Source organism: Armatimonadota bacterium, from assembly GCA_016789105.1.
Classification (GTDB): Bacteria; Armatimonadota; Fimbriimonadia; order Fimbriimonadales; family Fimbriimonadaceae; genus UphvI-Ar2.
In genome coordinates, this window is record JAEURN010000006.1 from 41985 (window position 1) to 56547 (window position 14563).

20 protein-coding genes are annotated in these 14563 nt (G+C 57.5%); 5 read left to right on the forward strand and 15 right to left on the reverse strand.

Annotated elements, in window-relative coordinates:
• Positions 1-11: 11 nt before the first annotated feature.
• The 6 genes from JNM28_05835 to JNM28_05860 all read right to left on the reverse strand — a co-directional run bounded on the left by JNM28_05835 (position 12) and on the right by JNM28_05860 (position 3437).
• Complete coding sequence (locus JNM28_05835) at positions 12-245, reverse strand: hypothetical protein (GenBank protein ID MBL8067947.1); 234 nt, start codon at positions 243-245, stop codon at positions 12-14.
• Positions 246-452: 207 nt separating this feature from the next.
• Positions 453-647, reverse strand: coding sequence for a hypothetical protein (locus JNM28_05840; GenBank protein MBL8067948.1), 195 nt, complete (start codon positions 645-647; stop codon positions 453-455).
• Positions 648-1140: 493 nt separating this feature from the next.
• Positions 1141-1398, reverse strand: a complete 258-nt coding sequence (locus tag JNM28_05845) for a hypothetical protein (protein MBL8067949.1) — start codon at positions 1396-1398, stop codon at positions 1141-1143.
• On the reverse strand, positions 1395-1976 hold the full coding sequence (locus JNM28_05850; protein ID MBL8067950.1) for a recombinase family protein: 582 nt from the start codon (positions 1974-1976) through the stop codon (positions 1395-1397). Before JNM28_05850 ends, JNM28_05845 begins: the two co-directional genes overlap by 4 nt.
• A 156-nt stretch (positions 1977-2132) precedes the next feature.
• A complete protein-coding gene (locus JNM28_05855; protein ID MBL8067951.1) occupies positions 2133-2516 on the reverse strand; it encodes a hypothetical protein in 384 nt (127 codons plus the stop codon).
• 639 nt (positions 2517-3155) lie between these two features.
• Complete coding sequence (locus tag JNM28_05860; GenBank protein ID MBL8067952.1) at positions 3156-3437, reverse strand: hypothetical protein; 282 nt, start codon at positions 3435-3437, stop codon at positions 3156-3158.
• A gap of 56 nt (positions 3438-3493) precedes the next feature.
• On the opposite strand from JNM28_05860, the gene JNM28_05865 reads away from it, so the two are divergent.
• Positions 3494-3763, forward strand: a complete 270-nt coding sequence (locus tag JNM28_05865) for a helix-turn-helix transcriptional regulator (GenBank protein ID MBL8067953.1) — start codon at positions 3494-3496, stop codon at positions 3761-3763.
• Here JNM28_05865 and JNM28_05870 read toward each other — a convergent pair.
• Positions 3738-4127 (reverse strand): hypothetical protein, encoded by a 390-nt coding sequence (locus tag JNM28_05870; protein ID MBL8067954.1) that lies wholly within the window; start codon positions 4125-4127, stop codon positions 3738-3740. The two genes, JNM28_05865 and JNM28_05870, sit on opposite strands and share 26 nt — an antisense overlap.
• Positions 4128-4139: 12 nt before the next feature.
• Positions 4140-4970: a DUF1738 domain-containing protein gene (locus JNM28_05875; GenBank protein MBL8067955.1), complete on the reverse strand. Its 831-nt coding sequence runs from the start codon at positions 4968-4970 to the stop codon at positions 4140-4142.
• Positions 4971-5199: 229 nt separating this feature from the next.
• On the opposite strand from JNM28_05875, the gene JNM28_05880 reads away from it, so the two are divergent.
• Positions 5200-5805 (forward strand): type IV toxin-antitoxin system AbiEi family antitoxin domain-containing protein, encoded by a 606-nt coding sequence (locus JNM28_05880; protein MBL8067956.1) that lies wholly within the window; start codon positions 5200-5202, stop codon positions 5803-5805.
• The gene (locus JNM28_05885; GenBank protein MBL8067957.1) at positions 5802-6665 is read left to right on the forward strand and encodes a nucleotidyl transferase AbiEii/AbiGii toxin family protein; all 864 of its coding nucleotides are present in this window, start codon (positions 5802-5804) and stop codon (positions 6663-6665) included. The genes JNM28_05880 and JNM28_05885 overlap by 4 nt, the downstream gene beginning before the upstream one ends.
• A 260-nt stretch (positions 6666-6925) precedes the next feature.
• On the opposite strand, the gene JNM28_05890 is transcribed toward JNM28_05885, so the two are convergent.
• The gene (locus JNM28_05890; protein ID MBL8067958.1) at positions 6926-7384 is read right to left on the reverse strand and encodes a hypothetical protein; all 459 of its coding nucleotides are present in this window, start codon (positions 7382-7384) and stop codon (positions 6926-6928) included.
• Positions 7381-7719, reverse strand: coding sequence for a P-II family nitrogen regulator (locus JNM28_05895; protein MBL8067959.1), 339 nt, complete (start codon positions 7717-7719; stop codon positions 7381-7383). Before JNM28_05895 ends, JNM28_05890 begins: the two co-directional genes overlap by 4 nt.
• Before the next feature lie 113 nt (positions 7720-7832).
• Between JNM28_05895 and JNM28_05900 the strand changes: the two genes are divergently transcribed.
• Positions 7833-9083: a hypothetical protein gene (locus JNM28_05900; protein ID MBL8067960.1), complete on the forward strand. Its 1251-nt coding sequence runs from the start codon at positions 7833-7835 to the stop codon at positions 9081-9083.
• Here the strand turns inward: JNM28_05900 and JNM28_05905 are convergent.
• Entirely contained in the window at positions 9016-10497 is a 1482-nt protein-coding gene (locus JNM28_05905; GenBank protein ID MBL8067961.1) for a family 10 glycosylhydrolase, read from the reverse strand. The two genes, JNM28_05900 and JNM28_05905, sit on opposite strands and share 68 nt — an antisense overlap.
• 100 nt (positions 10498-10597) lie before the next feature.
• Between JNM28_05905 and JNM28_05910 the strand changes: the two genes are divergently transcribed.
• Positions 10598-11113 (forward strand): LmeA family phospholipid-binding protein, encoded by a 516-nt coding sequence (locus JNM28_05910; GenBank protein MBL8067962.1) that lies wholly within the window; start codon positions 10598-10600, stop codon positions 11111-11113.
• On the opposite strand, the gene JNM28_05915 is transcribed toward JNM28_05910, so the two are convergent.
• The 4 genes from JNM28_05915 to JNM28_05930 are packed head-to-tail and all read right to left on the reverse strand — an operon-like array spanning position 11106 to position 14562.
• The gene (locus JNM28_05915; protein MBL8067963.1) at positions 11106-12137 is read right to left on the reverse strand and encodes a glycoside hydrolase family 88 protein; all 1032 of its coding nucleotides are present in this window, start codon (positions 12135-12137) and stop codon (positions 11106-11108) included. The genes JNM28_05910 and JNM28_05915 overlap by 8 nt on opposite strands.
• A 19-nt stretch (positions 12138-12156) precedes the next feature.
• Positions 12157-12813: a phosphatase PAP2 family protein gene (locus JNM28_05920; protein MBL8067964.1), complete on the reverse strand. Its 657-nt coding sequence runs from the start codon at positions 12811-12813 to the stop codon at positions 12157-12159.
• A complete protein-coding gene (locus JNM28_05925) occupies positions 12800-14392 on the reverse strand; it encodes an NFACT family protein (protein MBL8067965.1) in 1593 nt (530 codons plus the stop codon). Before JNM28_05925 ends, JNM28_05920 begins: the two co-directional genes overlap by 14 nt.
• Complete coding sequence (locus tag JNM28_05930; GenBank protein ID MBL8067966.1) at positions 14389-14562, reverse strand: hypothetical protein; 174 nt, start codon at positions 14560-14562, stop codon at positions 14389-14391. The genes JNM28_05925 and JNM28_05930 overlap by 4 nt, the downstream gene beginning before the upstream one ends.
• Position 14563: the final 1 nt, after the last annotated feature.

Sequence of the window (14563 nt, forward strand, 5' to 3'; positions counted from 1 at the left end):
GTGATTTTGTATCACCAGTTGTCATCTTCGAAAGCCTCGCCTTCGGCGATCCGCTCGACGAGGGAATCACGGTTTTCGACGGCGACTAGATACTCGCGGCGAGCAGCTTCTATTCTTTGACGGTTTCTGTTCGTTGGACTCTCGACATACGCAAATCGAGCTGCTTCTAGGTTGTCATTGGCAAGTCGCACCTGTTCGGTGACTTCGGCGAACTGTTCGTGCAGTGCCTTGTCCTGATTCATCATCTCCATCTCCTGAAATGGAGCGGGCCGCTGCGAGCTGGGGACTCGACAGCAGCCCGTGGAGGTGATCTTGGGTCGCCAAGTTTTGATCAGATTGTCTGCCCCAGCAGCGTCGCGTGCCCGCTCCGCCTCAGGCTTATTGTTCTGGCTGTCAGGCGGGGACACCTCGTTGAAGTAAGAAAGTTGTTAGGCGTACGCCTAGCCTTCAAGTCATGACACTTCTGATTCGGTTCGTAGAACAAATGCTGTTTTGCGAACGAGGTCGATGATGTCTTCACTTCGTGCACCTGCTCGCAGGATGATGTCGATCCCTGCGAAGACCAGCATCCCAGCCAGTTCTGGATCGTCTGCCATTGCAGAGGCCATTGTCTCGTATTGTGATCGTAGTTCGGCTTCGGTTTTCATTTCTATTTTTCTCCTTCGATTCAATCTGAGGCTAAGTCCAGCATCAGATGAAGTACCTGTTCTACGCCAAGCCTCTTAACTTCGCGGCCAGCGCCTAACCATCCGTAATCATCATTTGGGTTCTGAACGAACCGACGCGTATGGGGCCTGGCAAGAGGATGTACAAGAAGGGACGTGCGCAACGAAAATGTGAACGATCTAGCGGCACTAACCGTCGGACATGTCATCCATCGCGGCTTCTGCGACTTAATCATTGGTGTCAGCCATGCTGGCTCAAACATGTCTGTCAGGCTGAGCCTTGAGGACGCTGAACGACTCGCTGAGCGCCTTCATGGCCTCGTTGAGCAATTGCGATCAGTGCCTGACTCTGCCTCTCCAAACTGAGAAGGCACATGGTCCCCGTGAGCAGGGTTCACGAACTGGGCAATCCATGCGATCATGACAGTTACGGCGGAAAGAGCGCCGAGGAGCCAAACTGCTATGAGAAGCACGATCAACGTGATCTCCAGAGTGCGATCCCGATGATCAGATGAAACGCAATCACCGCAACCGCGCACTCGATTGGGCGCTGGGTTATCGCCGATAGCAATATCCAAGCGGTGAATGCTTCGAAAATCACGATGCCCGTCGCGACCAGCGCGAAGGTTAGCCCCAATGGAATCAGAACCCACTCCTTTCGACTTTCGGGTAGAAGCGCGTAGGTGAGCCAGATGATAAACAGCGAGCAGAGCAAGAGGCTGAAAACCGTCATTGCGCACCCCGCCGCTGCTTGCGCTCCTCTTCATCTTTGTAAAACCGAAACAACGTCGCGCGGCTGATCTGGGCAGATTCGAGAATCTCGCTGGTGGTCATGCCCTGCGCCCGCATGGCTCGGATCGAGCGAGCCTTGGCAGCGTCAACGACTTTCGGGCGTCCGCCGATTCTGCCCCGCTTTCGAGCCGCTGCAAGTCCTGCGTTGACTCGCTCGCGAATGAGGGTTCTCTCATAGTCCGCGAGGCAAGCGAGAATGCTGTAAACAAGCTTCCCACTGGACGTGTTTGTATCGATCTGCTCTGTTAGAGACTTGAGTTCCACTCCTCTGCGTTGAAGTTGCTCGACGACAGAGATGAGATGAGAGAGGCTTCGCCCCAAGCGGTCGAGTCTCCATACAACAAGCGTATCTCCCTCCCGCACGTAGTCGAGCGCTTGCTGGAGGCCTGGCCTGTCGTGCCGTGCTCCACTCATTTGGTCAGAGAAGAGCTTGGAGCAACCAGCAGCACGAAGTGCATCAGTTTGCAGGTCGGTGGATTGATCCGAGGTCGATATGCGCGCGTATCCGATGATAGCCATGGTAATTGTTGTTTGGGAGTATCAAAAACCCCTTAAGTGGAGTTCATTGGGTGGTTGCAAGAGAGACTAGGTATTGAGATTCGGAGGCCCACGCGTTGTTTTTTCAATGGGTCTCAGCAAGCCCCTGTATCCAAAACTGATGTTTTCTATACTTGGCTAGCCGCCCCGAAGAGAAGACAGGACAGATTCGGACATGATCTCCGCGAAGGCGGCGATGGAGTAAGCATCGTCAATGTCGATGTCGCTCTGATCGTTGATCAGCGACTCGTTTTGCGCGGCCAGCTTCCAGAATTCGAGGTCGAACGGATCGTCTGTTCCAATCAGCTCGTGAGATGGGAGTCGCTCCCTTAGCTCGGCGAGAAACCCTCTTTTGTCCAAGAGGTTCATCACCGCATCACGGGTGGTGGAACGTACAAAGCTCTCGATCCACGCTTGGCTGGCGTCATTTCTGCGCGAAATCGCTCGTCGAACGAGGTGCTCGTGATAGGTGCAGATTGCGTCGAGCAGAGTTCGCTCTGGCAGGATGTCAGAGGTTTTCACATCCCATGTAGGGATTGTCTCAAATGAAGTTGGGGGGAATCTTTTGAGCCAACTACCTCTTGAAGAAGGGGGCGAAAACTAGTGCCACGACGAATGCACAGATTGCCATCAGGGCAACTAAGGGGAAGACAGGCAAGAGCCACGGTCTAACCATGACGAGGTGGCCAGCAATGGCGACGGTCCAGAGACACCCTTTACCTGCGCAACCTGCCGCGCTCCTTGTGTCCTCCCACTTCCATCGGTCTCGGTCGGCCTGCTTGGCGCGTTCACGCTCTGCCTCGATGCGCTTCTGGTTTTGGCATTCACCCCACAGCTAGCGCACGGTTCACCTTCGATCATTGGCTGGCAATTCCCACCTGAAGTCGCTCGGACCGAGGCTCTCTTCAAAGTCCAACATGCGACGGATGGAAGAGAGGTCAATCGTTTCCTGTTGCGTTTGGGAGGATTTTGTAGATATCTCATCCGCCCTCCGAGCCTTTCCAATCCATTCCTCCTTGTCTTGAGGGGTCAGGCTGTTGTATCGGGGCGACTTCATGAGATTCTCCATTCTCGTCTCGTACGGCCCCTTGATTTTCTGGCAGCCTAAAGAGAGAAGCGCAGCAAAGGTCATTAGCACCGCAAGGCCATGTACGATCTTCATCAGCGGCAGCCGCCCCGTTCCATGTTTTCAAGAACTCCGCGGTTGTATTCGCGAACCCTGACACAGTACATGTCATTTGCTGCACATGGCTTGCCTGAATCCAAATCTCGTCCCATGGCGATAAGTGAGCGCTTTTGCTCAACGCTCATGTGCCAACCGTAGGATGAGTTCACGCAGCCGACAGCGATGGACTCGTAGCGTCCTGGACCTTGTTTGCATCCACTGGCAAGGCTGCCGACCACTAGAGTCAGCAGCACAGCATACGCGGGGATGTGCCTCATGGTCACCAGTTTATCGGCTGTAGACTATATGATGCAACCTCCTCCAGCATCTACGCATGCCAGCGGAGAGCCTCGCCCAAGTTTTCGGACAAGTGGTCAGAGACTGGCGAGTCGAGCGAGGCTATTCTCAGGAGGAGTTCGCCTATCGATGCGGAATCCACAGAACGTACATGACTCATGTGGAGCGCGGATCGAAGAACCCAACTTTGGCCGTCGTGGCGAAAATCGCGCGCGGACTCGGAGTCGAGTTGAGCACGATCTGGATCGAAGTGGAACGACGAGGCGGGATAGTTTCCAAGGTTACAGACCCTCCAATTCCTCGTTGACGAGTTCTTCGAGCAGTTGGATGAGGCGCTCGATCTCCTCTTCTCTTTGGCGAAGCGAGCGCAGTAGGGTCTCCACCGAATCTAACTCTGCCTGGAAATCTCTCCAGGCGCTAATCTCCCCTCGCAAGTGTTCGGCGCGAGATCGAGCTTGTTGGTAGGCCACCACAGCACTTTCCATTGACTGAATCATGGACTCGGCGGCGCTCAACTCGCGGCGAAGATCACCGATATCTCGGAGTCCAGCTCGGCGGTGCATAACAGAAGCAAGGCGCTCCTCGGCATCGACGAATGCGCGGCGAATATCCTGGCGCTGAGACTGTGCCGCGTGCAATGCGTAGCGAAGTTCTTGTTGCTTGCGTTTCATTTGCGCCTCCTTTCAGGCCACCGACCCAGCCATGGGGGCGAGGATGAAGTCCACGGCAGCTTGAGCGGAGCTGGCGGCCTTGATAATGAGCGACTTGTCATTCTTAAGTGCCTTGAGCCAACCAGCGACATACGAGGCGCTCTGTTCGACGTCGCTGTGGATTCCTAGGTCGGCAGTAAGGAATGCGGCTCCCAATTCGGCCACCAACTCTTCACGGGCATAAGGGTCTGATCCGAACTGAATCGGATCGCATACCTCCTTTCGAGCGAGCCGACTGGAGTGCCCCGTGGCGTGAACCAATTCGTGAGCAAGGGTCTGCTCGTAGGCTTCGGCAGAATCGAATAGTTCAGCACGAGGCATTACGACCACGTCCTCAGGTGGAGAGTAGTAGGCGGCAGTTCCTTTCCGATGGACGTCCACACTTGGGCACATGATCTCAGCGAGGGACGCGACCGACGAGCATGCGGACTCGTCAAGCCCCTCTGTAAGCGGTTCTAGGTTCAAGCCCTCTGTTTGCTGGACGTTGAAGACATAGTAATAGCGGGCCACCATTCGCTTCTGCGTTTCGCTGCCGCGCTCTTCCTCGACTTCGTTCCAGAACATGATTGGGGTGCCGTGCTCGCCTCGTCGCACATGCCCTCCCAACTCGGACACTTGTTTGAACGTCACCCAGCGAGGATCGGCATAGGGCTGAATCGACAGGACAAGTCGGTTGATGCCACGATAGTTGTTGCCCCGAAGGTTTCGGGGGGATTCGGCGCGCCATGGCTTTCGCCAAGGGAGAAGACCCTCGGTCTCGATGGCGCGAATGATGCGGTCGGTGATGTGCTGATACGCTTTCACACCGCATATAGCTTTTTCCCGCTCGAAGTCAGGGGGAAAGTTCTGCCAGCGTGTTGAGGTTAGAAAATGCACTCCTCAGGGGCGATATGTATGCAATTTCTAACCTGGTCTACCGCGGAGTGCGGGCCTAATCACAGTCTGTTCTCGCACGCTGCCGCCTCGTTCACCTCAGTTAAGATTTACGCGGAGTGTTCCGAAACGTAGATAGTGAAGTACAATGATCGACAAAATGGAACACGAGAGGAATACCGAGGCGCTGGTGAAGTTCGTGACAGAGCGTGGAGTAGCCCGAACTCGGGACATCGTCGATGCAGGCTTTCCGAGAGTGATGCTAACTCGACTTGTCAGAAATGGAGAGCTTCAGCGTCTTGGACGAGGGCTGTACGCGACTGCGGATCACCCCCTGACCGAGTGGCATGATCTCGCCGAGGTTGCTAAGGCCATCCCATCAGCAGTAGTGTCTCTGATCTCAGCGCTTGCGTTCCACGAAATCGGCACACAGGTTCCGCATGAGATTTGGATAGCCCTGCCAGACGGGGCAAGGAAACCAACGTATCACCACAAGCTCCGCGTTACGCGACTCTCGGAACCTTACCTGTCTGCTGGAGTAGAAGTGCATCAAATCGAAGGCGTCCCAGTTCGGGTCTTCGGCGCGGCCAAGACCGTCGCTGACTGCTTTCGCATGCGGTCCAAGGTGGGATACGATGTGGCCGTCGAGGCCCTAAGAGAAGGCTGGCGGCTTCGAAAGTTCACGCTCGACGAACTAGCCCACTTCGGAAAGCTCAACCGAGTTGATCGGATCATGCGTCCCTACATTGAAGCGATTACCGCATGAAACCAGCTCCGTCAAACGTCTCTGCCTCAATCCTTTCACGACTCAAGAACGAGGCCGCGAAGAACTCCGAGCCGTTCAACCCACTGCTCGCGAGATATGTCGGGTTTCGGCTGCTTTACAGACTGTCGATCTCACCGTATCGCGATCAGTTTCTTATCAAGGGCGCAACGATGTTCCTGTTCTGGACAGGCTCTGCGCATCGTCCCACACGCGATCTCGACCTCCTGTCCCTCACGAATTCTGACCTTGACGAGCTTCGAGACCTCTTTGTCAGTATCTGCGAAATTGAGTGTGCTGAGGACGGAGTCGTCTTTGATTCAGATTCGGTTACTTCCGAGTTGATTCGCGAAGAGCAGGCATACGGAGGGTCGAGAATCAAGTTGGTTGGCTACCTGGGAACCGCCCGCATTCCGCTTCAAATTGACGTTGGCCTTGGCGACGCTGTGACTCCTGGTCCAGTCGAGATTATCATCCCAGGAATTGTCTCTGCGGTGCCTGAGGCAAGGATTCGCGGCTACCCCGTCGAGACAGCCATTGCGGAGAAGTTCCACGCGATGGTGGTGCTTGGATTGAACAACAGCCGCATGAAGGACTACTTCGACGTAGCCATGCTGGCTTACTCCATGTTCATTGACGCAGACACTCTACGAAGGGCTGTCGAGGCAACATTTCGCCGCCGCAAGACCGAACTTCCCGTCGAGGTGCCGATCTGCTTCAAGAAAGAGTTCGCAAACGATCCTCAAGTGAGCACTCGATGGCGCGCGTTCGTCCGCAAGAACGACATCACCACCCCATTCGACGATCTTGAATTCGTTCAATCAAAGCTTCGTGGATTGCTGCTGCCAACCATTGACCATTGAGAGTCGGTTCAAGCTCAGGCGTCCCCAAAAGCCAACGGTCTGCAATCGGCTCGGTCAAGGTGAGTATCATTCATGTCGTCGAATTCGGTTGCTTCGATGGCCCCGCAAACGCCTCTCGTCACCGAACCTCGGAATTTGAACCTCCAGCACGATGGGGCGAAAGTTCGGAACAGGTGATGTCCCCGCACCCAAAATCCCCCGTTCCTTAGGATCGGGGGATTTGCTTTTTAGCCCCCATCTCTCCCGGGCCAGAGTCTGAATCAAGGGGATGGCGGCAACCGCTTTAGGGAGAACAGCATCCGGTCGGTTTCGGGGAACGACCCGCACCCTCGGGCTTGGCACAGGCCGCGCAGGTGCCCCCGGTGGTAGGTGCCGTGGTTGGCTACGTGCAGCGCGATCTCCCCAAACGGCAGCGATTGCGCCTCTCCGTTGAGCCGGCGATAGGGGATGATGTGATCCCACGCATGGGTTTCAATCAAGCCAATCCACAGCGAGTGGTTGGTTTGCAGTGCCTCCGTCGTGAGGGGGATGATCGGTATGGCGCTTGGCGAATCCCCGTTCACTCGGCTGGCCCACAGGGAGCCGGCCATCAGGATGTGGCCAAAGACCTCCTTTTCGCCGTCGGTGCCCTCGGCCTGCAAGAACTCGAGCCATTTCAAGTTGGCCCACAGGTCGTAGTCAAAGTTTGCGGCCAGCACAGGTCGGTCGTCGGTGTTCATAAGGCGTCTTCCCCCCGTTCGCCGGTGCGGATCCGCACGGCTTCCAAGACTTCCGTCACAAAGATCTTGCCATCGCCGAGCTCGCCGGTGTGGGCAGCCCCGGTAATGGCTTCCAAGCAGTCGTCTAGCTGGTTGTCGCGGATCACAATGTCCAGTTTGACTTTCGGCACAAGGTTCAGGGCGTAGTTCGATCCTCGGAATGTGCTTGTTTGGCCTTGCTGGCGTCCAAACCCCCGGATTTCCATAACGGTGAGCCCCAAAATGCCGCGGTCGGCCAGGGCATCTTGGATTGGCTCCAGCTTGTTCAGCCGCACGTAGGCTTGGACACGCTTCATTCCCACCCATTCTGGCGCAAACCTCCCGGAATCGGCACTCTCAGGGGTTCCCGTTGACAGTCTGCATGGGCAGGTTTCAGGCGGCAAGGTGATCCCAGGTATAAGAAGTCCTGGTGAAGTGGCTCCCTTACGCGCCGGTGTTTTGGATCCTGGCCCTGGGGGCCGGAGCCCTGGCCGCCCTTTCGCCCGATTCCCGGATTCTGGGGCTCGTCGCCATGGCCGGATTCGGCATCGCCGCCTTGGCCGGGTGGTTTGAAACAAACCGGCAAATTGAGAGAGCCCAAGAGGAGAAGGCCGCGCTCGAAAGCGAGATCGAGTCGCTGGAATCCCAAGTGGTTCGCCATCGCGACGCCCTGGATGACCTTGCCGAGGGCATCGATGCCTCAATATTCTTGCTGGATCCCGCCTTGAAGATCCTTTACTTCAACTCTCAGGCTGATGAGTTCTTCCGGATCGGCGACCGCGAAGGCGAACCGCTCGGATCGGTCACCCTCAGCAACGAACTGGCCGAATTGGCGGAAACCGTCGTCCAGACTGGCAAACCACAGGAACGGGAAGTTGCCTTGCACCACCCCCGCCAAAGGATCGTGCAAGCCCGGTGCTGGGCCGAAGAGTATGGCGAAGACCGCCTTTTCCTCAAGCTTAGGGATGTCACAGAACTCCGGCACCTGGAAACTGTCCGCCGCGATTTTGTCGCCAATGTCAGCCATGAACTCCGCACGCCCATGACAACCATAAGGGCCATGGCCGAAACCCTGGAAGAACCGGATTGCGACGAGGATCTTCAAAAAAAGTACCTGGACCGTATCATCCGCGAAGTCGACCGGCTCACCAGGATCACCGATGACCTCCTTACCCTCAGCATCGCCGAAAGCGGCACCGTGCAGCGCACCAAGTGCGACTTTGCCGAAATCGTCGGGACGGTAGCCCAACAGTTGGAGAAAAAAGCCGCCGCCAAGGGCCTTGCCATGGAGACCGAGCGCCCGAAATCGCTCAGCCTTTTCGCCAACGAAACCCAGTTGGCGCAGATCGCCTTCAACCTGATCGACAACGCCATCAACTATACGGTGGAAGGCAAGGTCGCCGTGCACCTGGCTGATGTCGGCGGCCAAGCCGTCCTCACGGTCTCCGACAGCGGCTTGGGGATATCCAGCGAGCACTTGAACCGAATCTTCGAACGTTTTTACCGTGTTGACAAAGGCCGATCCCGCGCCAGCGGGGGCACGGGGCTGGGTCTCGCCATCGTCAAACACCTGGCCGAACTCCATGGCGGCACGGTGAAAGTCGAGAGCCTGCTCAACCGCGGTTCGACGTTTTCGGTCCTGTTGCCTTTGCCGAAAGGCGATACCCATCCACCGCTTTGAACGGCCCGAGCTTGCCCGTCCGATCCATAATGCGCAGGAACACGGTTTGGCCGGGGGCGTTGGCCAACTGGACGGCACCGGGCTCACCCGTCGTCACTACCGCCCCATTCGAATCTTGCAGGACGAACAGGCTCACCCCCTTTTGATTCGGAGCCGAGAAGTGCAGGCTCGGCGGGCTCTTTTTGTCCAGAATCACATCGGGCGCGCCCGGGTTGGGCGATTTCATCCAAGGGGATTCTGGAACCAGGGCCGGCTCCCGGTATGCGGTGGCCAAGGCATCGGCGACGCCGTTCCAGTTGGATTGGATCGCCTTCATGCTGAAGTGGACTGTCCCGTCTGCCCCCTGGCTTTTGCGAACCAAGTTGATTTGGTCGGTGACTTCGCTTGCCTTCCAATTACCGCCCTTGGGATCAGTCCGGCTGGTGAACTGCCCCGGCCACAAGTGGATTTTGGCCCGGTTGTTGGCAACCCACCAATTAAGCAGGGTGGGGAAGGCCTGGGCGGTTTGGGCGATCGGCCAATACAGTTGAGGGGTGTAGTAGTCGCACCACCCTTGCTGGTACCACTTGAGCGCGTCGGCATAGAGCTCGTCATATTGGTCGATCCCCGCCTTGATTCCCTCCGGCTGGCCGGGGCGGTAGATGCCAAAAGGCGAAATCCCGAACTTCACCCAGGGGGTCTGCTTTTTCAGTCCTTCGTGAACTCTCAGAATGAAGTCGTCGACGCCCTTGCGCCGCCAGTCGCCAAGGCTGAGTTGCCCGCCAGACTGCAAGTAGTTCTTGTAGAGCTGGTCATCGGGAAATGGCACTTTGGCTCCGTCTTTTTCAACCGGATAGGGATAGAAATAGTCGTCGATGTGGACTCCGTCCACATCGTATTTGGTGGCGACCTCCATAAATACATTGTATGAGCGGTCCTGGACATCCTTGGCGGTCGGGATCATCCACTTCAAGTTGCCGTAATCCACAACCAGGTCTGGCCGGGCATTGGAGATCTGGTCTGGGGAGATCGGCCCCTTTTGGGCGGGGTGGTTGGCCCGGTAGGGGTTGAACCACGCATGGACTTCGATGCCCCGCTTATGGGCTTCCGAGACAGTGAATGCGAGCGGATCGAAACCCCCATCAGGTGCCTTACCCTGTTTCCCGGTCAAATAGTAACTCCAGGGTTCGTAGCTTGATTTGTACAGGGCGTCTGCGTGCGGCCTGACTTGGAACACGATGGCATTCATGTTCAGCTCCTTGCACTTGTCCAAAATGGCCAGCATCTCGGCTTTCATTTGCTCGACCGGGAGCCCAGGCTTGCTGGGGTAGTCGATGTTGTCCACCGTCGCCACCCATGCGGCGCGGAATTCGCGTTTGATTTCAGGTGGGGCAGAACTCTGCATCGGGATGAGTCCGAGGAGCATTGGGATCATTGCTTTGGAATTTACTCCGTCTAGGGTATGACGGGCAATCATCCAGGGGGGCACAGTAGGCCCCGCAACCTGGGTGATCGCCCAAGGGTAGAGTTCTGGCGTGAAGGGCCTAAAAGTCGGAGCGGTGAAAGCCCGATTCGAGCAGATTGAGCTGGACTTTGGATTGGTTGTCGAAAGCTTCGAAGTCTCCGGTCAAGAGGCGGATTGCTCGGCCGACCCGTTTCACATCAGGCTGTCCCAGCCCGGAAAAGCCCGCGCCGTCGTCACAGAAGGTGCGGTCGCCCAGTTGCTGGCTGCCAAGGCCCCCAACTCCATCAAAGACTTCCAAGTCCAAATCTCCGACGGGTTGATCTATGTGGAAGCAAAGGCCCAAATCGTTGTCACGATCCCGGTCAAAGCCGCTTGCTCGCTGGAAATCCAAGAAGGGAAGCGGCTGATAGTGCGCATCGAATCCGTGGACGTTATGGGCGGTGCGGCCAAAAACCTCGTCGAATCGCAGATCGCCAAAATCAACCCGATCTTCGATGCGTCCGACCTACCAATCGACATCCGATTGGATACAGTGGATGCCGACGCCGGAAAGATCGTCGTCGATGGAACCGTCTTGGCTATTTAGCGCGGGACCACAGCTCAGCAACTGCTAGGGCCCGGATTGCGGCCGCTTGGTGCAGCATTTGGGATTTTGAACCTGCTCGCTGCCCCCAACGGGTGCCGAACAAGCCCTCGTTGTTTCGAGAGGCAGCCAGGGTTGCGGCGTACTGCCGGTAATCGAAAGAGCCTGGATCCAGGTTTTCGAACAGCAGATGGGCAAACTGGGTTTCGTCGTCGATCACTCCGGCGGGTTTGAGCCATTTCGCCATGGCCGCCCGCTGCATCACCGCCGCGTCCTCCCCAAATCGGCTTTGGCCGGTTGCCTGGGCCAATCCCTTTGCCGCCCGGATCATGAGGGCGGTGTTGTAGCTCCAAAAAGTCTTGTCGACCGAGCCGTCCTGCCGCATGTTGTCCCAGAACAGGTGAGTTTTGGGATCTTGCAGGTTTTTCTTTGTCCAAGCGTAGATGTCTTGGGCGGCGGCGAGCAGCCGTGGTTCTTTGGTATGGCGGTAAACGGCCAGGCAGGCGGCGGCCGTCGGCCCGTTGGAACACGTGTTCTTGGATTCTTTGTGGTTTTCACGCCAGTAGATGCCGCCGCCAAGGGATCTGTCCAAACCGCTCAGGCAATAGTCGATGGCCTTGCCAGCAAGTTCCAGGCAATGGCGGTCACCCGTGACTTCGTAGCTCTCAACCAACGTCATTGCCATCCAGGCGTTGTCATCGTAGTAGCGGTCTTCCGGAAACGGAGGGCCTGGGTTGACATCGAACCCGGGAACCGGGCCCTGAGGGTTCCAGTAAGTTTCAGCCATCGATATCACTGAGACAAGCCGCGGCTTGCGGGAGGGATCTAATCTGGCCAAGGCGTTTTCCGCCGAAAGCACAACGCCCAGCCCCCAGTTAAACATCACGGCGTCTGGGTCGGAGCCGCTCCCAATTGACTCCCGGAAGTAGCCCGTCCGATGCGAGGCGAACTGACGGCAGATCACCTCGTACATTTCGGTGGGATCTGGCGGAGGCGGTGCGAATGCAGTCAAGAGAAAGGAGACCATGTCATGGGGATCCTGCCTGCTATTGTGCCCCGTCGGGTTCTGGGGAGGCGTGGCGGGCGGGGGAACCCGGTAGCCAGCCCCGGTTGACCCACAAAAGGTAGACGGCAGACGTGCAGAGTCCCGCCAATGCCGCCCCGCCCACGACATCTCCGGGATAGTGCACGCCGATGTACACCCGGCTGAACCCCACAAGAGTGGCCCACAGGCAGGCCACCCAGCCGATCCAACCGTTCTCCGTCCTGTACACCAGCCATGCCGCCATGAACGCGATGGCAAAGCTGGTCGTCGAATGTCCGCTGGGAAAACTGGAATCCCCAAACGGCACCACGTCAAACGTGCGGCTAAGCCACCCATCGGCCCCCCCGGGCAAGCCGCCAGGCCACGTCAACGGGCGCGACCACTCAAAATTGGTGGGCCGAGGCCGGGAAACCCAATCCTTGACGAGCAACCGCAAGCCGCCCGAGAGGAGGTAGCCCGCTGCCAACGCGTAGCCGGCGCGGCGGGTTTTGGGCCAAGCAACCAATCCAAGCAGCACCGGAATCTGGATGTGTCCGTCGCCCGTGTAGGTGAGCAAGAGCATCAACCGGTCCAGGAACTCGCGGTGCAGGCCGATGTGGATCGCCCGGTAAAGATTCTGGTCGGCCGCCCAAAAGGAGACCCAGCTAGGGATCCACATGGATCGTCTTCTCCCTTTCGTAGACGGCGAGCCCGGGTGCCGAACCGCGCGGCTTCCGGACGTACTTCTTCAACGTGTAATCGACCGGCACAAACGATCCGTGCTTGGCCACGCTGTTCCGCACGGTGACGAGCGCGGCAAACTCGATATCTGGCCGCTGGACTTTGTCGGGTTGATTGTGGGTCTGCAACACCACATGGGCCGAAGTCTGGCCCCGGACGTGGAACCACCAATCATTGCCTTTGGCGACCCGGTTGGTCAAAAAGTCGTTGCTGGTGGCGGTTGTCCCATAAAGGACTTTGAACCCACCAGGGCTGAGCAATTCCCGGATCGGGTTGCCTTCATAGGGCCGGTCTTCTTTGGCCTTGGGGGCGGCCGCATGGTGGAGATACTTGCGCTTGTCGGCCTCTGCGCGTACGGATCCGAGTTCAGAAAGCGTTGCGGCCCCTTCGATTTGGATCAGCAACGACTCGACCGTGGTCAGGTCTTGGCGCAGGCGATCACCTTGGGCTTCAACCTCGTCGCGGCGTTCTTTGGCGTGTTTGGCTTTTGCGAACAAGCGATTGGCGTTTTCGACGGCTGTCATTTCCGGATCGAGCTTGATCTGAACCGGCTCGCCTTGGAAATCCCAAGCATCCAATTGCTTTTGCCCTGGCCGGATCGAGCCTTGGTAAGCCAAGATCAATTCGGCCTGGGCTTGGATTTCGGCCGCGCGGTCAGCCAGTTCTATCGCTTCCTCGATACCTCGAAGGGCCGCCCTTCGGGCATCGGCAACCCTTTGCAATTGCGTGGCAAGTTGGCTCCTTTGACCGGCAAGCGCGTCGCGGAGCCCACGATCCACATAGGCAGACTCTAGGGCAGTGTTGAGGTTGGGTTTGGGGATGGCCGATTGATCCAGAATCGAAAAATCAAGCGGATAGGCGCCAGCTGAGTTACTCAAACAGGGATCCCAATCGTTTTCCCGGATCCGACGTTGCACATCGGACAGGGAAACCCCGGCCGATATCAGTTTGGTCAAAAACGGCGAGACCCCTTCAAACCCGCCCAATTCGTCGCCCTCGTGGGCGAGCAGAAGGGAAGGTTTGGCGTCGAACGGGGGCGGCTCATAACCCTGCCCAATTCTGATTGGCCGCTTGGAGAGCCGCAAGGGCACCGTTTTTCCGGCCGCCAAAATCCGCCGGTTGCCATCGACCAAAACAGCGTTGCTGTGCCGTCCCATCAGTTCGACGGCCATCTGGAAATCTCCATGGGCCGAGGCAAAGCCGAAATCCGCCACACGGTCCAATCCGCGTTGTCGGATGAACTCCAAACGGCCGCCGACAAGGTATTTCCGCAGCGCCATACAGAGCGCAGGAGGCTCGCCCAAAGCCGTCGGCCGGTTAGCCAGCAAGTGGATGCGAAACAGCTCGGGATGCCAGCTCACCAACAATTGGTGCTCTTGGCCTTTGGTGTAAAGCCCAAACACCAAGGTGGAATCGTCCAATTGGACGATCCGCTGCACTTTGGCCCCCGCCAAGAACGCCGTTTCGTGCAAAACGGCGGCCAAGGTCAGGCTATCGAACGGGGTGCGTAAACTCACCTCTTCTTCCGGGCGTTGGCAATCACCAACACCGCCACAATATAGTCGAATGCGCCCACCGCCGCAAGAACAAGGCCCAGCCTTCCGGTGACGACGTGAAACAACACCAGCAGTGTGCAAACGACCCCGGCAAAAAAGCAGGCGGTTCCGGCGGCGATCTGCCCAGGCATG